Source organism: Flavobacterium sp. N502536 (assembly GCF_025947345.1).
In the GTDB taxonomy this organism is placed as follows: domain Bacteria; phylum Bacteroidota; class Bacteroidia; order Flavobacteriales; family Flavobacteriaceae; genus Flavobacterium.
This window is the reverse complement of sequence record NZ_CP110011.1, coordinates 328,645-347,763: the sequence shown is the minus strand read 5'-3', so window position 1 is coordinate 347,763 and position 19,119 is coordinate 328,645. Positions and strand designations below refer to the sequence as shown.

The 19,119-nt window shown below is 35.4% G+C and carries 20 protein-coding genes; 9 read left to right on the top strand and 11 right to left on the bottom strand.

Going from position 1 to position 19,119, the window contains the following annotated elements; genetic code table 11:
- Nucleotides 1-9: 9 nt before the first annotated feature.
- Nucleotides 10-1,050, top strand: a complete 1,041-nt coding sequence (locus tag OLM61_RS01515) for an AMP-binding protein (protein WP_264524772.1) — start codon at nt 10-12, stop codon at nt 1,048-1,050.
- Nucleotides 1,051-1,402: 352 nt separating this feature from the next.
- On the opposite strand, the gene OLM61_RS01510 is transcribed toward OLM61_RS01515, so the two are convergent.
- The 3 genes from OLM61_RS01510 to OLM61_RS01500 form a co-directional block, all read right to left on the bottom strand.
- Entirely contained in the window at nt 1,403-2,617 is a 1,215-nt protein-coding gene (locus OLM61_RS01510; protein ID WP_264524771.1) for an RsmB/NOP family class I SAM-dependent RNA methyltransferase, read from the bottom strand.
- Between the two features lie 145 nt (nt 2,618-2,762).
- Nucleotides 2,763-4,736 (bottom strand): KUP/HAK/KT family potassium transporter, encoded by a 1,974-nt coding sequence (locus tag OLM61_RS01505; RefSeq protein ID WP_264524770.1) that lies wholly within the window; start codon nt 4,734-4,736, stop codon nt 2,763-2,765.
- Nucleotides 4,737-4,870: 134 nt separating this feature from the next.
- Nucleotides 4,871-6,112: a hypothetical protein gene (locus OLM61_RS01500; RefSeq protein ID WP_264524769.1), complete on the bottom strand. Its 1,242-nt coding sequence runs from the start codon at nt 6,110-6,112 to the stop codon at nt 4,871-4,873.
- A 118-nt stretch (nt 6,113-6,230) separates the two neighbouring features.
- Between OLM61_RS01500 and OLM61_RS01495 the strand changes: the two genes are divergently transcribed.
- Nucleotides 6,231-7,292 carry a sialidase family protein gene (locus OLM61_RS01495; protein WP_264524768.1) on the top strand — a complete coding sequence of 354 codons (1,062 nt, stop codon included), beginning with the start codon at nt 6,231-6,233 and terminating at the stop codon, nt 7,290-7,292.
- A 63-nt stretch (nt 7,293-7,355) separates the two neighbouring features.
- Here OLM61_RS01495 and OLM61_RS01490 read toward each other — a convergent pair whose 3' ends face one another.
- The 5 genes from OLM61_RS01490 to OLM61_RS01470 all read right to left on the bottom strand — a co-directional run bounded on the left by OLM61_RS01490 (nt 7,356) and on the right by OLM61_RS01470 (nt 10,014).
- Complete coding sequence (locus tag OLM61_RS01490) at nt 7,356-7,814, bottom strand: sensor of ECF-type sigma factor (RefSeq protein ID WP_264524767.1); 459 nt, start codon at nt 7,812-7,814, stop codon at nt 7,356-7,358.
- 17 nt (nt 7,815-7,831) lie between these two features.
- Entirely contained in the window at nt 7,832-8,248 is a 417-nt protein-coding gene (locus OLM61_RS01485) for a hypothetical protein (protein WP_264524766.1), read from the bottom strand.
- A 33-nt stretch (nt 8,249-8,281) separates the two neighbouring features.
- Nucleotides 8,282-8,824 carry an RNA polymerase sigma factor gene (locus OLM61_RS01480; protein WP_263361570.1) on the bottom strand — a complete coding sequence of 181 codons (543 nt, stop codon included), beginning with the start codon at nt 8,822-8,824 and terminating at the stop codon, nt 8,282-8,284.
- A gap of 63 nt (nt 8,825-8,887) precedes the next feature.
- Nucleotides 8,888-9,064 carry a hypothetical protein gene (locus OLM61_RS01475; protein ID WP_264524765.1) on the bottom strand — a complete coding sequence of 59 codons (177 nt, stop codon included), beginning with the start codon at nt 9,062-9,064 and terminating at the stop codon, nt 8,888-8,890.
- Nucleotides 9,065-9,201: 137 nt separating this feature from the next.
- Nucleotides 9,202-10,014, bottom strand: coding sequence for an SRPBCC family protein (locus OLM61_RS01470; RefSeq protein WP_264524764.1), 813 nt, complete (start codon nt 10,012-10,014; stop codon nt 9,202-9,204).
- Nucleotides 10,015-10,529: 515 nt separating this feature from the next.
- On the opposite strand from OLM61_RS01470, the gene OLM61_RS01460 reads away from it, so the two are divergent.
- Complete coding sequence (locus OLM61_RS01460) at nt 10,530-10,910, top strand: nucleoside triphosphate pyrophosphohydrolase family protein (RefSeq protein ID WP_264524763.1); 381 nt, start codon at nt 10,530-10,532, stop codon at nt 10,908-10,910.
- A 60-nt stretch (nt 10,911-10,970) separates the two neighbouring features.
- On the opposite strand, the gene OLM61_RS01455 is transcribed toward OLM61_RS01460, so the two are convergent.
- Nucleotides 10,971-12,041: a branched-chain amino acid aminotransferase gene (locus OLM61_RS01455; protein WP_264524762.1), complete on the bottom strand. Its 1,071-nt coding sequence runs from the start codon at nt 12,039-12,041 to the stop codon at nt 10,971-10,973.
- Nucleotides 12,042-12,357: 316 nt separating this feature from the next.
- Here OLM61_RS01455 and mnmD point away from each other — a divergent pair, with 316 nt between their 5' ends.
- Together mnmD and OLM61_RS01445 are read left to right on the top strand one after the other, a co-directional pair.
- Complete coding sequence (gene mnmD / locus OLM61_RS01450) at nt 12,358-13,023, top strand: tRNA (5-methylaminomethyl-2-thiouridine)(34)-methyltransferase MnmD (RefSeq protein ID WP_264524761.1); 666 nt, start codon at nt 12,358-12,360, stop codon at nt 13,021-13,023.
- Nucleotides 13,024-13,190: 167 nt separating this feature from the next.
- The gene (locus OLM61_RS01445; protein WP_017496117.1) at nt 13,191-13,388 is read left to right on the top strand and encodes a hypothetical protein; all 198 of its coding nucleotides are present in this window, start codon (nt 13,191-13,193) and stop codon (nt 13,386-13,388) included.
- A gap of 32 nt (nt 13,389-13,420) precedes the next feature.
- Here OLM61_RS01445 and OLM61_RS01440 read toward each other — a convergent pair whose 3' ends face one another.
- Complete coding sequence (locus OLM61_RS01440; RefSeq protein ID WP_173967804.1) at nt 13,421-14,362, bottom strand: LysR substrate-binding domain-containing protein; 942 nt, start codon at nt 14,360-14,362, stop codon at nt 13,421-13,423.
- Between the two features lie 107 nt (nt 14,363-14,469).
- On the opposite strand from OLM61_RS01440, the gene OLM61_RS01435 reads away from it, so the two are divergent.
- The 4 genes from OLM61_RS01435 (at nt 14,470) to can (ending at nt 17,854) form a co-directional block, all read left to right on the top strand.
- Nucleotides 14,470-14,949, top strand: coding sequence for a Dps family protein (locus tag OLM61_RS01435; protein ID WP_264524760.1), 480 nt, complete (start codon nt 14,470-14,472; stop codon nt 14,947-14,949).
- Between the two features lie 134 nt (nt 14,950-15,083).
- The gene (locus OLM61_RS01430) at nt 15,084-15,368 is read left to right on the top strand and encodes a hypothetical protein (protein ID WP_173967806.1); all 285 of its coding nucleotides are present in this window, start codon (nt 15,084-15,086) and stop codon (nt 15,366-15,368) included.
- A gap of 80 nt (nt 15,369-15,448) precedes the next feature.
- Nucleotides 15,449-17,101, top strand: a complete 1,653-nt coding sequence (locus tag OLM61_RS01425; protein ID WP_264524759.1) for a SulP family inorganic anion transporter — start codon at nt 15,449-15,451, stop codon at nt 17,099-17,101.
- A 117-nt stretch (nt 17,102-17,218) separates the two neighbouring features.
- Entirely contained in the window at nt 17,219-17,854 is a 636-nt protein-coding gene (gene can, locus OLM61_RS01420) for a carbonate dehydratase (protein WP_264524758.1), read from the top strand.
- A 37-nt stretch (nt 17,855-17,891) separates the two neighbouring features.
- Here the strand turns inward: can and OLM61_RS01415 are convergent, their stop codons facing one another.
- Complete coding sequence (locus OLM61_RS01415; protein ID WP_264524757.1) at nt 17,892-19,094, bottom strand: LETM1-related biofilm-associated protein; 1,203 nt, start codon at nt 19,092-19,094, stop codon at nt 17,892-17,894.
- Nucleotides 19,095-19,119 lie beyond the last annotated feature (25 nt).

Below are 19,119 nucleotides of genomic sequence, written 5' to 3'. Positions count from 1 at the left end.
CATACAGTCATGTCAAAACTAACACACAAAAATGTCCATAATTATTTTAAGTTGAATGGTTATCATTTAAATGGAAAGGATTTATGCCGCATAGGGTATAGTTACATCAAAGAAGGGGATGTGTACGAGAGAGCCATTGGTGAGTTTTTATTGGACTGGTTCGATAAGAAAGACTTTATTGAAATGACAACTTCGGGTACAACCGGGCTTCCGAAATTAGTACGTTTAGAAAAACAGGCTATGATTCAGTCGGCTTTGGCAACGGGTGATTTTTTCGGTCTGAAGCCAGGTGACAAGGCATTGCTTTGTTTGCCTACACAGTTTATAGCCGGTAAAATGATGCTGGTTCGAAGTTTAATTTTAGGTTTGGATATTGATGTGGTATCACCAAGTACTGCGCCTTTGGCTTTAAATAAAACACAATACGATTTTGTTGCCATGGTACCTTTGCAGGTTCAGAATTCGATAGCTGGATTAAAGAATGTTAAGAAGCTAATCATTGGTGGTGCTAAAATCGACAGTGCCCTGGAAGCGCAATTACTGCCCTTGAAAACGGAGATCTACGAAACTTACGGCATGACGGAAACGATCACGCATATCGCTGCTAAAAGAGTGGGAGAAAAGGCGTTCTCGATTCTTCCGAATGTGAAAATAAGTAAAGACGATCGCGATTGTCTGGTTATTCACCTGCCTTCGGTTTCTAACGAGCCTATCGTGACCAATGATTTGGTGGAATTGGTGAATGAAAACCAGTTTGTGTTTTTGGGACGAATAGATAATGTTGTGAATAGTGGAGGGGTGAAGTTGATTCCGGAGCAAATAGAAAGTAAGCTGATAGGAAAAATAAACAGTCGGTTTTTTGTAACCGGAGTTCCCGATACCGTTTTGGGAGAGAAGTTAATTTTGGTGATAGAAGGAGAGAAGCAAGAGTTTGCTCCCGATTTTTTTGATGTATTAGGAAAATATGAAAAACCAAAGGAGATTGTTTTTGTCCCGAAGTTCAAAGAAAATGAGAATGGAAAACTGTTGCGTAAGCCTAGTTTGGTGTAGAAAAAATACTTTGTTGAAAGTAAGAAAAATTGGCTATATTTATAAGGTATTAACTTTAAAACCTAATAATTATGAAATTTATCTTAAATCTAACAAATGTTGAGCAATTGAGTAAGAGCGAATTAAAGCAAATTAAAGGCGGTGATTTTATTTATTATTTAAATGGCTACCAATTGCGATGTTCCAAGCAGTTAACACAACCGCCAACCTGTGGCAACATCCCACCATATTGTTTGATTTCACCAGATATGTGTCCAAATTGATCCTTGGTAAACAATAGAAAAAAGAAATTCCAAATTCCAATTGTATCGATTGGAATTTGGAATTTTTAATTTGGAATTTTTTATAGTAATTAAACCTTTCTCTCCAAAAGCGCCATATAGAATCCGTCAAATCCAGATTCTGAGGCTAGTATTTTACGATCTTTAATGAATGTAAATTGCTTTCCGATTTCGGTCTTTAAGAATTTCTCTACCTGTTCCTGATTTTCCGATGGTAAAACAGAGCAAGTAGCATAAACTAATTTTCCACCTGGTTTTACAATTTTCGAATAGCTTTCTAAAACTTCAGACTGAACTTTACGAATGTTATCGATAAACTCCGGTTGTAATTTCCATTTTGCATCAGGGTTTCTTTTTAAAACTCCTAAACCGCTACAAGGTGCATCAATTAAAACGCGATCGGCTTTTTCATGCAACTTTTTGATCACTTTTGTAGTGTCAATAATACGGTACTCAATATTAAAAGCGCCATTTCTTTTGGCTCTCAATTTTAATTGTTTCAGTTTACTTTCGTACAAATCCATTGCAATCAATTGCCCTTTGTTTTCCATCAACGAAGCAATGTGTAATGTTTTTCCTCCGGCTCCGGCACAGGTATCTACCACACGCATTCCTGGTTTTACATCCAGAAAGCCGGCTACTAATTGTGAGTTGGCATCCTGAACTTCAAATAAACCTTGTTTAAAAGCGTCTGTTAAGAATACGTTGGCTCTTTCTTTTAAAACTAAAGCTTCAGGCTGATCTTTTAAATATTCGGTTTCGATATTTAAATCCATCAAGGTGTTTCTCAAGTTTTCCTTAGTACCTTTCAGTGTATTGGTTCTTAAGATAACTTTTGCAGGTTGATTTTGAGCTGCAATTTCTTTTGACCAAACGGCCTCTCCTAATTCTTTTACTCCTAATTCATCCATCCAGTCCGGAATAGATTCTCTATAAGCTCTGGTTTTAGAAAGTTCGTCAAAACGACCTTTTATTTTTCTCTCAGGAGTTCCTTCCAATTGTCTCCAATCCGGAATAGGGTATCCTCTTAAAACAGCCCAAACCGCAAACATTCTCCATAAATTATCTCTGTCGAACGGCTCTTTAACTTCTGCAATTTCTGCGTATAATCTTTTCCAACGAACAATTTCGTATATCGTTTCAGCAACAAACTTCCTGTCGGAACTTCCCCAACGTTTGTCTTTTTTTAAGGCTCTGGCTACCACTTTATCCGCATATTCTCCTTCATTGAAAATTGCGTTTAAAGAATCGATGGTAGTATAAACTAAATTTCTGTGTAATCTCATTTTAATTATTTGAGTTGCAAAGGTACTATTAATTGATTGAAAGTTAAATTTTTAATTTTGATTGTTATTTAACTTCTTTTTTAAAAGAAAAAAAACACTCTAATAAAGTTTAAAAGAGTGTTTTCTGAGTATGTTTTTAAATGCTTTATTTTGTAATTCTTGTCAGTCCAATATTCTCCGGAGCGTGAAGCACCATTGGGAATTTTTCTATTTTTACTGAACTACTGTCTAAACCAAAAGCTCTTTCTTCAGATAAACTCAGTTTTTTAATGAAGAAATAAGAGTTCATAATGATGTTTTCATGCCATCTTAAATCGTTGTCATTGGATAAAAACTTCTCTGACAATACAAATTTAAAGTCACCAATAATATTGTTCTTGTTTAAAGATTCGTAACGGCTGGTGATGTCTACTTCGCCACGTTTTACCATATCACGAATTACTTCTCTAAACATTAAATTGATTTTGGTAGGCTCTCTGAATCCTAAGTTAAAATCGATTCTGTAAATGTCGTCCTTAGCAATTTCGGTAACCTTGTATTGTGTTTTGTACGGTTCTGTTAAAATGTTTACGTGTACAAACCAGTATATGTCAGCTCTTTTCGGGCGTTTTTGTAAAATTGAATAAATTACTTTTTCTTCTAATTCATCAACACGATTGGCGTTGGTCATATACACCAGGTGCGTTGCGTATTTTGGGATCGATAAGTCTTCACTCAATTCCATTAACACCTTCTTATAATCGTCAATTTTGATGATTTTGGTGTAGCTCTTATTAATTTTCTTAGCCAGATACCAGATGGTCATGATCGAGATCAGAAGGATCGCAATGATTAAAGTTACGTAACCACCTTCGGCAAATTTAGTAATGTTAGCAATCAGGAAGCTGAATTCAATCAGTAAATAAATCGTGATTAACGGCACCATCAGGTACAATTTTACACGTTTCATGATTAGATAATAATTCAGTAAAATCGTGGTCATAATCATACACAAAATAATCGCAAGACCGTAGGCATGCTCCATATTTCCTGATTTCTGAAAGTGTAAAACGATTCCAACACAACCAAAAAACAACAACCAGTTGATTGATGGGATGTATAATTGTCCTTTTACTTCTGTAGGATATTTAATTTTAACCTTTGGCCAGAAATTCAAACGCATTGCTTCGTTGATCAAAGTAAATGATCCACTGATAAGTGCCTGAGAAGCAATTACTGCAGCCAAAGTAGCTACTACAATTCCGAAAGGAAGAAACCAGTGTGGCATGATTAAATAGAATGGATTTCCGTTTTCTCCACCTAGTTGTTGCAGCGTACTGCCTTCATGATGAATTAAATAAGCGGCCTGTCCAAAATAGTTTAATACCAGAGTTGTTTTTACAAATACCCAGCTGATTCGGATGTTTTTTCTTCCGCAGTGCCCCATATCAGAGTATAATGCTTCGGCACCCGTTGTACATAAAAATACAAAACCAAGTACAAAGAAGCCATCAGGATGGATCGATAATAAATGATAAGCATAATACGGATTTACCGCTTTAATAACTTCAGGATGCTTTAGGATTTGAATCGTTCCCAGTGTTCCCAACATAGCAAACCAGATTAACATCATTGGAGCGAAAAACTTTCCAACGAGCTTGGTTCCAAATTGTTGTATGGTAAAAAGAATGAATAAGATTCCGATAACGATGTAAACAATGGTCTCTGTTTGCATGGTTGGATAGAAGGCTCTGATTCCTTCTACAGCAGAAGAAATCGAAATGGGCGGCGTTATAATTCCATCGGCGAGTAAGGCACTTCCTCCGATGATGGCGGGCACAATGAGCCACTGAATTTTAGTTTTTTTGACCAGTGCATATAAGGCAAAAATTCCACCTTCCCCATGATTGTCGGCACTTAAGGTAATAAGTACGTACTTAATCGTAGTTTGTAAAGTCAAAGTCCAAAAAACACATGAAATTCCGCCAAGAACAATATCAGAATTAATGGCATAATCACCAAGTATGGCTTTCATTACATATAATGGAGAAGTACCAATATCTCCATAAATAATTCCTAATGTTATCAATAAACCCCCTATAGACAACTTACTATGTAAGTTTTTATGCGATGCGCTCATGTATATTTTTATAAAAGACGGTTGCAAATTTACTGTTTTAAAACAAACTAACCTCAATTATAGATAAAAAGATAAAAAAAAGCACAATCGTTAAATTGTGCTTTTGATTTTTATAAGGAAATGCAATTTTTACATTAAATTCTTCTGCCGCCGCTGCTTCTGCCGCCTGAACCGCTTTCTCTTTGTGGTTCACTGCTTCTGGACTCCTGACTTGCTCTTGGAGCTTCGTAACGTTGCGTGCTTTGAGAGCTTTGCTGTCTCGCTGAATTTCCTCTGTTGTCAGAATAATTTCTGGAAGATTCTGTTCTTTGTGGAGTCGAAACTCGCTCTGTATTTCCATAGGTTTGTGAATTTCCTCTGGAAGTATTTGAGTTGTTTTGACTGTAATCTCTTCTGTTTTCACTTCTTCCTGAATTTTCAACTCTCACAGGAGTTGTGTTTGCACCTGAGTAATCTCTGTTTGAAGAAGCAGTACGATTCGTAGTGTAATTTCTATCGGAAGAACTTCTATCAGAAGAATTTCTGTTCTCTGAATAATTTCTATTGGTCGTACGATCATTTGTAGTAGATACTCTATCTGAAGTAGATCGGTTTGTCGTGTACGTATTTTGATTTCTTCCGTACTCTCTCGTTGTAACACGTCTTTGATCCAGATCGTATCGGTTGCTGGCGTTAGAGTTTCTCTGAGCAAAGCTGTAGTCAGGACGTCTCGTTTCGTAGCCATAAGTACGTCTTGTTTCATACAAAACGGGAGCTCTGTAACTTCTTCTTGTATTTACATAGTTGTAGCTGTTGTTTACATTGATGCACAGATTGATGTTGTTTCGGTATCTGTAAATCGGATAAGGTCTCCAGGCACTATAATATCTTGGATAATAGTTCCAGCCCCAGGTAGAGCAATAAGGTCTGTAATTGGTTACCCAAAACGAAGTATAAATTACAGGAACCGCATGGTAAACCGGTTCGTAAATATAATTGGCACCGTACAAGTAGCTGTTCCCAACAATTTGTACACTCACTTTGTTGTAATTGTCTCTTTCGACATCAATAGTTGCAATATCCTGATAAACATCGCGATCTAAAACCGCCTGAATAATCACAACGTGCGTTCTGCTTTCGACAGATTCGATTACACGAAGATAATCAACCTGATTATCGTCATTTAAATCAAGATTTGAGATTTGATATCTCGGATCATTCAAACGTCTTTCGAAATCCTGTAAATTAGCAGATTCTCCAAACATAGAAGCCACAGCTCTTAAATCTAAATTATCGCTTATATCTGAATTCTTTGCATATACCGTAGTTTGACCTTGTACTTGTACAGTACTCAAACCTATTGTGAGGAGGGCTATAAAAAGTAGTTTAGTTTTCATTTTTAAATCATATTAAGATTAATATTTGGAGGTATCCAATTACTGTGCCAGAAAAAAGAGGGAAACTTATTTCAGGTGTTATAAATAATTGTATTTTAGCGCTAAAAAACTAGTTTGTATGAGAAAAGTAATATTATTTTTTGGTGCTTTAATTTTGTTAATGTCTTTTAAAACGCTGAATAATAGTGGAAAGGGAATTTTTAACACGGGTTTTACATCAATACAGATAGATACTTTGTTTCAGGATAAAATTAGTATCAGAGCCATTGTAATCGACAAAAATAAAATTTGGTATGGTGCCGATAACTCCCGTTTTGGGTTTTATGATTTAGATAAAAAAGAGAAGTTTGAAGATCATATTTATCGTGATACTTTGAAGCTGGAATTCAGAAGTATTGCTCAAAATGCAAACAATATCTTTTTGTTAAGTGTAGGGAATCCTGCATTGCTTTATCAGGTTTCTAAAAAAACGCAAAAAGTAAAATTAGTCTATAAAGAAGTTAATCCGAAAGTGTTTTACGATAGTATGCAGTTTTGGAATGATAAAGAAGGAATTGCAATCGGAGATCCTACAGAGGATACTTTTTCGATCATTATCACACGCGATGGAGGAGAAACGTGGACGAAAGTATTATCGGATAAATTGCCTACAAATGCCGAGGGCGAAGCAGCCTTTGCAGCCAGTAATACAAATATTGTGATAAAAGGGAATGATACGTGGCTGGTTTCCGGAGGGAAAAAAGCACGTGTTTTTTATTCGGCAGACAAAGGAAGAACCTGGAAAGCCATTGAAACTCCAATCGTACAAGGGAAAACCATGACTGGTATTTTTACAGCTGATTTCTATGATTCGAAACACGGATTTATTGCCGGTGGTGATTACGAACTTCCAAATCAAAAAAAGGACAATAAAGCTTTTACTACAGACGGAGGGAAAACCTGGCAGTTAATTGGTCAGGGTATGGGCTTTGGATACGCTTCTTGCGTGCAGTATGTTCCGGGAGGAAATGGCAAAGAAATTATTTGTGTAGGTTCTGAAGGGATACAATATTCGCAGAATGGTGGCGAGAACTGGACGCAATTATCAACAGATACCAAACTTTTTACCATTCGTTTCGTGAACAGAAATACGGCAATTGCCGCTGGTCACAATAAAGTAATCCGAATCCGTTTTAAATAACAAGAACCCCAAATAATAAAGTAAGTATTATTATATGGGGTTCTCGCTGCTGTTGTTTTGTTATTAGTTTTTGGCGGCTTTGTCGCGATATTGTTTTAAAAGTTTGCGGTTAAAGTCGTCTTCCGATTTCTTAAGCTTTAATATTTTTCGGGCTGAAAGTATCTTTTTTAAATTGCTGTTGTATTTGTCGCGAAGGACGTACAATTCTTTGTCTGCGCTTTCTATTTGCGAGAGGAGTGCAGCAGCTTCTTTTTCAGACATGGTACTGATGTTGTCGTCGTCTAATTTACGCAAATACATTTTCATCTTTTCATGGCGCAATTCATATTGCTTGTCGTCGTATGTATTGTAAATAGGCCAGAATTTCTCGGCTTCTGTTGAGGTTAGCTCAAGTTCTGTCGTTAAGAAAGAAACTTTATATGCTTTAATCTTTTCCCGCTTTTCATCCGTTTTATCGTTCTGGGCATAAAAAGAGAAGGTGATAAAGAATAGAATTATCGGTAGTATATTTTTAATTTTCATCTTTTGAAATTTTTGTTTTATTCTGAAATTAAATTTTCGAGATTTGGGTTGGTCGCTAGTATGTCTTCAAGTGTTTCCTGTTCGAGCGCAACATTTTTATTGAGTTTATCAATGTCTTTATCATCCAGTTCGCGAATCAAATCGTATTGATTCAAATTGGACTGATAGGACAGGTAGGTTTCCAAAGTGTCTTCGTCAAGGTCTTTGGATGTTTTGTTGTAATTGTTGACGATAGGAATCATTAAAGCCATAAAAACAACTGCAGCAGCCACGATTGAAAGGACTTTTTTGCGTTTGTAAATCGGAATTACTTTTACTTCTTTCTTTTCGTTTATTTGTTGTAAAACCTTTGTCGAAAAATCATCAAAATAATTTTCCGGAGTCTTAAATCCAGTTTTTATTTTCGGTTCGTTTTCTAATTTAAATGTTTTCATAATAGCTATTAGACAGTTGTTGTTACAAAAGGTTTAATTTGAGGTAACATATATTTCAATTTTTTTTACAGCATGATGATAAGATGCTTTCAAAGCACCAACAGATGTCCCGAGAATCTCTGCAATTTCTTCGTATTTTAATTCTTCAAAATATTTCATTTTAAAAACCAGCTGCTGCTTTTCGGGCAGGGTTACGATCGCTTTTTGAAGTTTGATCTGAATTTCGTCTCCGTCAAAATAAACATCCGCTTTTAAATTGTCGATGGTTTTATTTTGTAGCGCTTCAGAAGTTAATCCGTTAAGTTTTGCTTTCTGACTTAAAAATGTCAAAGCTTCGTTGGTTGCAATTCGATACATCCACGAGAAAAGTTTGCTTTCTCCTTTAAAGTTCTTTAAATACTGAAAGACTTTTACAAAAGTATTTTGCAAAACATCGTCTGTATCGTCATGGTTCAAAACAATGTTTCGAATATGAGAATACAGCGGTTTTTGATAATCAGACACGAGTTTTTGAAACGCAGTATTTTGCGTTGCAGGATTTAATAATTGTTGAATAAATTCCTTCTCGTCTGCCAAATTCCTTTATTTATGGTATTAGAATGAATTTTAAACAAAAGGTTTAATGCCCCTTTAATTATTTTAGAATTCCGATTCTTCTTCAGGTGTTTTAGGGGTTTCTGCAGGTTTTACGGCTGCCGGATCGGTAGTAGCAGGTCTGTAAACAGGAACTTTGGCTACCGGAATTACTTTAGGTTTTGTTGGATAATAAATTTCGGTCATTAGTTTCGACGGGCTTTTTACATCCAGTTTGCTCAAGGTTAGAATTTCAAGATGCGACCAGCTTAAATCAGGAGTGATTTTTTCGTTGTTGATAAAAGCGGTTGTTTTTTTAATGGCTTCGTTAAGATGTGTGTAATCTCCTTTTAAAGTGGTTTTTACCGCTTCAAAGCCGTTTAGTTTTCCACGGAGATGTCGCTACCTGATGTGGTTAGGATTTCTCTAATCGTAGGCAAACAGATCGAAATTTTAGCCAGTCCGGTTGTGGTGTCGTAGGTGTGGTAAATGATAAAAGGTTTGCCATTGGTTGATAAACCATTGTTTTTGCTGAACGTTATCAGTTTCGGAATAACGATTCGGGCATTCTTGCTTATTTTTCCAATTTCACTCGTAAACGTTTGTCTGATATACGGAGTTTCGATTTTCTTTACCAGACCGTTTACTTTTATAGAGTAGGTTTTGGTTTCGTAATCTAAGTTTTTATCAATGTTTGCGAGACTTTTTTCGTAAATGGTTCCAATTACTTTATCAGAACCTCCGTTTAGAGCGGTGTAGATTTTAAATAAAAAACTCATGGTTCCTGATGCTTTCCAGGTCACTTTTGTTTTTCCGGCCAAAGTATCTTTAAAAGTCCAGTTTACATCAGCTTCCGTTCCGTCATATTTCATTTTTTGCTGAATGCTTTCTCCATCCTTTGTTTTTAAGGTAATAGCATTTCCGTTTCCTTCAGAACTTGTCCAATAAAAAGAGGCGCCGTTTCCGACCGTTTTATTAGGGAATGTCATTTTGATGGAAGAATCTTCAACAGACCAGGATTCAAAATCTTCATAATTTCTAAAATCATTGAGGTAATTGTATACCGTAGCTTTTGGTGAGTTGATTACTTTGCTTCTCTCCACAGAAAAGATTCCTTTTTGAGTAGCAACAAAAACAGTAAGGGCAACAAGGCTTAATAATAATAGAAGGAATAAGTATTTAAGAATCTTCATTGGGCTGGTTTATTTGGAGTCGTAAAGTTATAAAATTTATTACTAGTCGCACTAATAACAGGGTGATAAAAGTATATTTTATACAATTGTCCTCATCCGGAAAAGTTCCAGATAAAACGTTCTAAAAGCTCTTTAATTATATAACCTCAAAAGAATATTGTGGTGGGCAATGTTGCTGAGTATTGAAATTACAGCTCTCCGGTTAAAATCAGTTGCGTTCCAATAGTGAAATTCCTTTTTGGAATTATCTTTTGAAGAAAAATTTGATCACAAATAAAATGGCGATAAAAAGTAAGAAGACGAGTAGTACCTTATAATTTCCCTTGTAAAAAACCTTGTGTAAAGCAAGATCCTTTCGATAAGCGAATATCATTACGATTACGAATGCAATAAAAAAACAGAGTCCGAATATTAATTGTCCTTGACTAAACATAGTTAAAAATTATTTTTGGCAAATTTAGAGAATTGTATACGAATTGTTGCTAATTTGCCATTTCATTTAATCAAATAATATCATGAAGAAACAACTTGATGCAGTTACTGAATTTCATACTGCTTTTAGAATAGGACATAGTCTGGCGCCAATTGCTGATTTGGGAGAGACTAAAAAACTGCTTCGTTATAATTTAATGAAAGAGGAAAATGAGGAGTACCTGGAAGCGGTTCAAAACAATGATTTACTTGAAATTGCTGATGCTCTTGGAGATATGATGTATATTTTGTGCGGAACCATTATCGAGCACGGTTTGCAGGATAAAATTGAAGCTGTTTTTGATGAAATTCAGCGTAGTAATATGAGTAAGTTGGGCGAAGACGGCCAGCCGATTTACAGAGAAGACGGAAAAGTGATGAAAGGTCCTAATTATTTTAAACCTGATTTTTCAAAATTGCTTTAAAATAACAAACCCGACAGGTTTTTGAAATCTGTCGGGTTTGTTTTATAGAGGTGTCTTTGCTTACTGTACTTTTACAGTCCAGCCAAAAGTATCTTCTGAAAGTTTGTTTTGAAGACTTGTTAATTTTTCTTTCAATAAAGAAGCGTAAGAATTCTCAAGCGGTGCCATTTCGTAGTACACATCCTGATAAGAGAAACCTTTAATTACGCTTATTACAGCGGCAGTTCCTGCTCCGAAAATTTCTTTTAATGCTCCGCTTTTTGCGGCTTCTACCAATTCTGATACCAGAACCGGACGAACATCAACTTTAAGACCTTCTTTTTCTGCCATAGCAATCAAACTTTTTCTGGTGATACCATCTAAAATTCTTTCGCTTGTTGGAGCAGTCAGTAAAGTGTCGTTGATTCTGAAGAAAACGTTCATTGTTCCTGCTTCTTCCAGTTTCGTGTGAGTAGCATCGTCAGTCCAGATTACCTGTTGGAAACCGTCTTTGTTGGCCAGGTTAGTTGGGTAAAACTGTGCAGCATAGTTTCCGGCAGCTTTTGCTGCTCCAATTCCTCCATTTGCAGCTCTACTGTAATGTTCAGCGATAATTACTTTTACTTCACCGGCATAATAAGACTGTGCAGGAGAAAGTAAAATCATAAATTTATATTCGTCAGAAGGATTTGCTACAACACCAGCGCCGGTTGCAATCATAAATGGACGGATGTACATACTGCTTCCGTTTCCTTTTTGAATCCATTCCTGGTCAATTTTCAATAATTCATTCAAACCGTCCATGAAAATACTTTCCGGAATTTCTGGCATTGCCATACGAACCGCAGAGGCGTTAAAACGTTTGAAGTTTTCATCAGGTCTGAACAACCAAACATCGTTATTGTCATCTTTGTAAGCTTTCATTCCTTCAAAAATCGCTTGTCCGTAGTGGAAGACTTTTGAAGAAGGATCCATCAAAATAGGAGCATAAGGTTTAACGACAGGGTTTTGCCACTCTCCGTTTTTAAAATCACATTCGAATAAATGGTCTGTAAAAACAGAACCAAAGCTTAGGTTTTGAAAGTCTACTCCGCTTATTTTTGACGAAGTTGCTTTTCTGATTTCAATTTTGTGTGTTTGAGTTGTACTCATAATTAATTATGTAAAGTTTTTTTAGGTAATTATCATTAATAGCACAGAAAATCTAAAGCAATGATCTGCTGTGATATAGATTTTACTGAATGCAAAATTAAGTAAAAATATATAATTTACTTAGTAAAACTGCATTATTTACGGGCTTTAACTGAGATTTATTTATCTTATAATAAAGTGAAAAAATTAAGACATTTTTATAAAGAATTTATGAAAAATGAACCGTTTTTTAAGGCTTTACGCATTTGTTTTGACTAAATTTGGCACTTAAAACGATCGAAATACCAGTAGAAACGGATTGTAAATTCTGAAAAAGGTGAAAAGAGAAATAATTAAAACGCTAGATGGTTCAACCACAATTCATTTGCAGGAGTGGGATGAGTGTTACCATTCGAAACACGGAGCAATTCAGGAGGCGAAACATGTATTTATAAAAAATGGTCTTTCCTTATTCGGCGATGCTCCGGTAAGTATTCTGGAAATTGGTTTCGGAACGGGTTTGAATGCTTTTATTACTTTTTTAGAATCCAGTCAAAAGCAACAGCCAATTGATTATGTTGGAGTAGAAGCTTACCCGGTTGATGCGAAAGAAGTATTGGCTATGAATTACGTCGACGAATTGGAGGCTACTGCTCATAAAGCTATTTTTGAGAAAATGCACGAATGTGAATGGAATCAGAAAGTAGCCATCACCAACGATTTTGGCTTAACCAAAAGGAAACAATTTTTTGATGAAATAGACGATTTTGAAATTTTTGATTTGATTTACTTTGACGCCTTCGGATATCGGGTGCAACCGGAGCTCTGGAGCACCGAGATTTTCAGGAAAATGTACAATAGTTTAAAGCCAAATGGAGTGTTGGTAACCTATGCAGCTCGCGGAGTTGTTAAAAGAAGCATGATTGAGGTTGGATTTACAGTCGAAAAATTGGCAGGACCTCCGGGAAAACGTGAAATGTTTCGGGCCTTTAAAAAGGTTTAAATGAGTTGTTTAGAATGATTCCAGATTGATTTATATGCATTAAGAAATCGTATTCGTTGCTAAAGTTTTTAAAATAATAAGTTAAAATCGGTACTCGTGAATGATATTTGTTTAAATTTGTTGCGAGTTTGAAAATATAGATAACCCCCAAAAAATCTTATTTTATTATGTCAAAAATGATGTTTGATTACACGAAATCAATACTTGAGAGAGTAAGTTTCGACCCGATACTTTTCTGTAAAGAATTAGAGAAAGCTATCAAAACACTGTTACCGTACGAAATGGAACAATTGCAAGAATGGTTATTAAATTTCATTATTGAAAAACCAGAACTAAAACAAAGTCTACTACTAATCAAAGTATAAAAAAAAGGAGCCACTTGGCTCCTTTTTTATTGTTATTTCTTTTGTAGCGGACTTATGATCTGAACGTTCTGAAAAACAATTGCTCCTTTAACTACTCCGGCAATTGTAGATCTGAGGGCGTCAATGATCTGCATTTTTAATTCGCTCTTCGGGTAAATCAAACTTACCTCACGAGCTGGTTTCGGTTCCTTAAAGTTACGTAGTTTCTGTTTGTCGGAATCTTTTAAGTCTAAGGTGTGCAGGTACGGAAGTAGCGTTGTACCCAAACCTTCGTCGGCTAGTTTAATTAGCGTTTCAAAGCTTCCACTTTGAATCTGAAAATTATTCTGATCGAGGTCACTGGCATTTTTACATAAATTTAAAATCCCGTCTCTAAAACAATGTCCGTCCTGAAGCAACAGGATTTCGTTGATGTTTAAGTCGGCAACTTCAATTTCTTCTTTTTGAAAACTGGCGTGATGCTCGGGTATATAAGCCACAAAGGGTTCAAAATACAATACAATTTCTTTGATTTTCTCATCTTCAAGCGGAGTAGCAGCAATAGCAGCATCCAAATGGCCATTTTTTAATTTCAGAATAATTTCATCTGTATTAAGCTCCTCAATCAATAGTTTTACTTTTGGATATTTCTTGATGAAGTTGTTTAAAAACATGGGCAAAAGTGTTGGCATAATGGTCGGAATGATCCCCAGACGGAATTCTCCTCCAATAAAACCTTTTTGCTGTTCTACAATGTCTTTAATTCGATCCGCTTCGTTTACAATATTCTTGGCCTGGTTTACAATTTTCTGACCAATATCGGTAAGCTGAATGGGTTTTTTGCTTCTGTCAAAAATCAGAATATTTAATTCTTCTTCGATTTTCTGAATCTGCATACTCAGTGTTGGCTGGGTAACGAAACATTTTTCGGCAGCAAGCGTGAAATTTTTATGTTCGGCAACGGCTAATACATATTGCAATTGAGTTATAGTCATCTTGATAGTAATTTTTGATGCAAAAATAAGAAAATATAATTTTTTTTTATATTATTTTAAAAGAAGTTGTTTTAAATTTGTAGTAATCATATTATAAAATGAAAACTATGAAGACAAATATCTTAGGATTACCGGTAAAAGAATCAGAATTGTTAGTAAAAGAATTGAATATTCTGTTATCCAATTTTCAGGTATATTACCAAAATTTAAGAGGAATACACTGGAACATTCGTGGGAAGCGTTTTTTTGATCTGCATGTAAAGTTTGAAGAATTGTACACGGATGCTCAGTTAAAAATTGACATGATTGCAGAGCGTGTTTTAACTATTGGAGGAACACCTTTACATACTTTTGATGATTATATTAAAAATAATAAATTAACTGTTGGGAAGAATATTTCAAATGACGAGAAAGCAGTTCACTTAATTGTAAACTCCTTATCTGATTTGTTAAAAATTGAAAGAGAAATCTTAAAACAGTCGGATGAAATTAACGATGAAGGGACAAATTCTATGATGAGTGACTTCATTGCCGAGCAGGAAAAAACAATTTGGATGATGAATGCATGGCTTGAAGAAGAGCTGTAATGTGTTGTTCCTAAAATGATTACTATAGCAGAATGGTCGGGTTTGACCATTCTGCTTTTTTATGTTTGTTAAATTTGTATAAATTTTTTGGCCTCTCGCTTTGATTTTATTTGTTTAACACTATTTTTGTTCCAATGAAATTAGTCGCTCGCATATTATTATTCATATTTATTGCATTCTTGTCTACCCCGACGATCGTTACGGTGATGAAGAAAAGCAATGATGCGTCGCTATTTTTTAGTTTCTCTGAAGAAGAACATTCACATAAAGAACTTAAGGCTGCTGTTTATCCGGCAATACTTCAACATGAAGTTGTTATGCCCGTTTATATTGAAAAAAAGACCATAGTGTCTGAAAATATTGTAAAACTAGACAATATTTCTCCGAGCATTTTTGCTCCACCTCCCAACTTGGCATAATACTTCCGATTATTTTGAATTAAACTGCATTTTTAATAAATGTGGTCAATCGTTAATGAATCATTTTTTAGTATTGTATTATGACAAAAAAAATCAATCTTTTTGCCAACCTTAAATCTGATTTCGCTTCGGGTTTAGTGGTTTTCTTGGTGGCTCTTCCATTGTGTTTGGGTATTGCAATGGCTTCTGGAGCACCTTTGTTTTCAGGAATTATTGCAGGTGTTATTGGAGGTATCGTTGTAGGGTACCTAAGCCAGTCACACATTAGTGTTTCCGGACCAGCGGCTGGGTTAACAGCTATTATTTTAACCGCTATTACTGATTTAGGTGCTTTCGATGTGTTTTTAATGTCTGTTTTTATTGCTGGATTAATTCAATTAGCATTAGGGTTTTTGAAGGCCGGAAGTATCTCAAATTATTTTCCAACCAACGTTATTGAAGGAATGTTGGCCGGTATCGGAATTATCATCATCCTGAAACAATTGCCTCACGCTTTTGGTTATGATGCTGATTTTGAAGGCGATCAGGCTTTTATTCAGAATGACGGAAGCAATTCCTTTTCATTTTTGTTTGATGTCTTGAATCACATACACTTAGGAGCTGTTGTAGTTTCAGTTATTTCCTTTGTGATCTTACTTTCCTGGGAGAAAGTTCCTTTTTTAAAGAGACTGAAATTAATTCCGGGAGCACTTGTTGCCGTAGTTGCGGGAGTAGTTTTAAATGAATTTTTTATTTCAACAGGAAGCCCATTGGCAATTGCAAAAGAACATTTGGTTTCTTTGCCAGTTCCAAAATCTTTTGATGAATTTAAATCGATTCTGATTACACCAAATTTTGCTGCGGTTACCAATCCGCAAGTTTGGGTGGTTGCTATTACAATTGCTATTGTGGCTTCTATTGAAACATTATTGTGTATTGAAGCTGCTGACAGAATGGATGTTCAAAAACGTTATACCAACACCAATGTGGAGCTTAGAGCGCAAGGAATTGGTAATATTGTAAGTTCTTTATTAGGTGGTTTGCCAATGACATCGGTTGTGGTAAGATCATCGGCCAATAATAATGCCGGAGCAAAGTCTAAAATGTCGGCTATTATTCATGGGGTACTTTTGTTAATTAGTGTATTGTCAATCCCTGCATTATTAAACAAAATACCATTGGCAACTTTGGCTACTGTTTTAATTTTAGTGGGTTACAAATTAGCTAAACCTGCCACTTTCAAACATTTCTGGGAAAAAGGAAAGTACCAGTTTGTACCTTTTATTGCAACTTTGGTATTTGTTGTAGCAACAGATTTACTTAAAGGAGTTGCTTTAGGAATTGTGATCAGTATTATTTTTGTACTGAGAGGAAACCTGAAAAGAGCGTACAGTTTCAAAAAAGAAGAATACGAAGATGGAGATGTTATTCATATCGATTTGGCACAGGAAGTTTCATTTTTAAATAAGGCAGCGATTAAACTGACTTTAAATGAAATCCCCGAAAATTCGAAAGTGATTATCAGTGCTGCAGATACAGAGTATATTGCACACGATGTTTTAGATTTGATTCGCGAATTTAAAGAAACAAGAGCCATCGATGAAAATATTAAAGTGAAGCTGAAAGGATTCAAGAAAGCCTATGAGCTTGAGAATTCACCGGATATCAATAATCATGTATCTATTGAACATTATTATGATGTTGCCAAAAGAGCTTTAGTTCAAAAAGAAAAGGTAAAAGGAGATTTTAAATAAAATTATATTAATTAAGGTATTTCTTGATTGTGAGAAGTATTAAAATTAGATAACTTTACAGTAAAGTTGTTTTTAATATATTTAAACATCGGGTAATACCATTCAAAAAACAAAAAAATGAGAGAGTTTTATAAGCAGTTACTTGAAAACAATAGACAATGGGTTGAAAAATCATTGGCATTAGATCCAAATTATTTTGCTGATTTGGCTAAAGGACAAACACCGCCATTATTATGGATTGGATGTTCAGACAGCCGTGTTCCTGCAAACGAAATTATTGGAGCTAAACCGGGTGAGGTTTTTGTACACCGTAATATTGCCAATATGGTGGTGCACTCCGATATGAATATGTTGAGTGTTCTGGATTATGCAGTAAACGTTTTGAAAGTAAAACACGTTATTGTTTGCGGACATTACGGTTGTGGTGGTGTAAAAGCAGCTATGGGAAATCAATCTGTTGGAATCATTGACAACTGGATTCGTCACATTAAAGATGAGTACCGTTTACACGATAAGTACCTAAACTCGATTGAAGATGAAACAGAGCGTTTTAATGCTTTTGTTGAAATCAATGCAAAAGAGCAGGTTTACAACTTGGCTAAAACGTCTATTGTGCAGGGAGCCTGGAAAAACGGACAGGATTTAATGCTTCACGGATGGGTTTACGGTTTGAACTCTGGTTTTGTAACCGATTTAAATGTAAACATCAGTTCGAACGAAGAACTGGATGAGGTTTATCAGTTAGATCTTTAATATAAAAAAGAAAATCGCCTCAAAAGGGCGATTTTTTTTATTCGTTTTCGTCCAGATTTTCGTTAAAAGCAGACGGTAATAAAGTTGGAATAAATTTTATAAGAATGGGTAACAACAAACTTCCTCCGGGCAGTAAAAAGATCGTTAGTGACGGAATCGTTTTACAGATGTCTAAAAGCTGTTTTTTTACTTTCTTCTTTTCCTTGGCATCCAGATCTCTGGTAGTTGAATAGGCCAACAGGACCATTAATTCTTTGCTTTGAATGATTTCCTTAACCAATCTGTTTTTGTTTCTTACAATCAGTTTTACCACACTGTGGGTCATTTGATCGTAAAAATGTTTTACCGGATTGGAATAGTTGAAGTAAGGAATCTTCTTTTTATGCGTAGTGATAAAGGTATTCGTGGTTTCAATACTCTTCGTCACAAAATCGTCTGAAACACCCATCATCGAACCTAAAGAGTACAAAAAGTAGGCTTCTTCATTTTCAACAACACCATCACTCCATAAAGCCATTCCGGCCATATCGATTAAGTAATAATACTCAAGTTGGTTGTTGTAATACTCCAGCTGTAAGGTTTCTAAAGTATCAACCGTTACTTTTGAAAATTTAGAATATCGGATGGAAGCTTCAAAAAGTTTAATCAGCAAATCGTCGTGCTGCGATTTTATGGTTTTGGTTTTTAAAGCCAGAGCCACAATACCCAGTACTGTTTCTTCGATTCGTTTTAAGTATTTTTCAGGAATTGAACCATGTTCTAAATACTGTCTGAAAGCCAGAACATCAATAAACAAAAGCGCATTGGTTACCAAATGCGAAAAGTTTTTACTGATAATGCTGTCGTTCGTCTGAACCCTTTGGTCTATGATATTCTCTAAAGAAAGGGAAGGGGTATCCTTTGGAAGTAAAATTTTGAACAAACTAAATCCTTCCGGACTCATTTCTTTATAAAATTTTAAAACTTCTGCGATAAAATTATTGGGTTCCGAACTTCTTTTTTCCAAACAAAAAACACCGTACAAAGTGTTTAGTAAGGCTACTTTTGAAATTTCGGTTTTGAACCAGCCTTTTATAGGGATGGGAACCTGTGAATCAATAGAAATGATATGACCGTAAATAAAACCGGTCTCTCTGACTTTATTGTAGAACGACGCTGCAGTCTCAAAAGGTATAGCCTCTGAAAACTTCTGTTCGCTAAAAAACTTGTCTATCCAGCCTGGTGCCGATGGGTTAATCATTAACTTTTAATTTATAGCTGCAAAG

What these genes read in the sequence shown, in the direction of transcription:
- OLM61_RS01515 (WP_264524772.1), top strand. Translation starts at nt 10, where the DNA reads ATGTCAAAACTAACACACAAAAATGTCCATAATTATTTTAAGTTGAAT.
- OLM61_RS01510 (WP_264524771.1), bottom strand. Translation starts at nt 2,617, where the DNA reads ATGAGATTACACAGAAATTTAGTTTATACTACCATCGATTCTTTAAAC.
- OLM61_RS01505 (WP_264524770.1), bottom strand. Translation starts at nt 4,736, where the DNA reads ATGAGCGCATCGCATAAAAACTTACATAGTAAGTTGTCTATAGGGGGT.
- OLM61_RS01500 (WP_264524769.1), bottom strand. Translation starts at nt 6,112, where the DNA reads ATGAAAACTAAACTACTTTTTATAGCCCTCCTCACAATAGGTTTGAGT.
- OLM61_RS01495 (WP_264524768.1), top strand. Translation starts at nt 6,231, where the DNA reads ATGAGAAAAGTAATATTATTTTTTGGTGCTTTAATTTTGTTAATGTCT.
- OLM61_RS01490 (WP_264524767.1), bottom strand. Translation starts at nt 7,814, where the DNA reads ATGAAAATTAAAAATATACTACCGATAATTCTATTCTTTATCACCTTC.
- OLM61_RS01485 (WP_264524766.1), bottom strand. Translation starts at nt 8,248, where the DNA reads ATGAAAACATTTAAATTAGAAAACGAACCGAAAATAAAAACTGGATTT.
- OLM61_RS01470 (WP_264524764.1), bottom strand. Translation starts at nt 10,014, where the DNA reads ATGAAGATTCTTAAATACTTATTCCTTCTATTATTATTAAGCCTTGTT.
- OLM61_RS01460 (WP_264524763.1), top strand. Translation starts at nt 10,530, where the DNA reads ATGAAGAAACAACTTGATGCAGTTACTGAATTTCATACTGCTTTTAGA.
- OLM61_RS01455 (WP_264524762.1), bottom strand. Translation starts at nt 12,041, where the DNA reads ATGAGTACAACTCAAACACACAAAATTGAAATCAGAAAAGCAACTTCG.
- OLM61_RS01445 (WP_017496117.1), top strand. Translation starts at nt 13,191, where the DNA reads ATGTCAAAAATGATGTTTGATTACACGAAATCAATACTTGAGAGAGTA.
- OLM61_RS01440 (WP_173967804.1), bottom strand. Translation starts at nt 14,362, where the DNA reads ATGACTATAACTCAATTGCAATATGTATTAGCCGTTGCCGAACATAAA.
- OLM61_RS01435 (WP_264524760.1), top strand. Translation starts at nt 14,470, where the DNA reads ATGAAGACAAATATCTTAGGATTACCGGTAAAAGAATCAGAATTGTTA.
- OLM61_RS01430 (WP_173967806.1), top strand. Translation starts at nt 15,084, where the DNA reads ATGAAATTAGTCGCTCGCATATTATTATTCATATTTATTGCATTCTTG.
- OLM61_RS01425 (WP_264524759.1), top strand. Translation starts at nt 15,449, where the DNA reads ATGACAAAAAAAATCAATCTTTTTGCCAACCTTAAATCTGATTTCGCT.
- can (WP_264524758.1), top strand. Translation starts at nt 17,219, where the DNA reads ATGAGAGAGTTTTATAAGCAGTTACTTGAAAACAATAGACAATGGGTT.
- OLM61_RS01415 (WP_264524757.1), bottom strand. Translation starts at nt 19,094, where the DNA reads ATGATTAACCCATCGGCACCAGGCTGGATAGACAAGTTTTTTAGCGAA.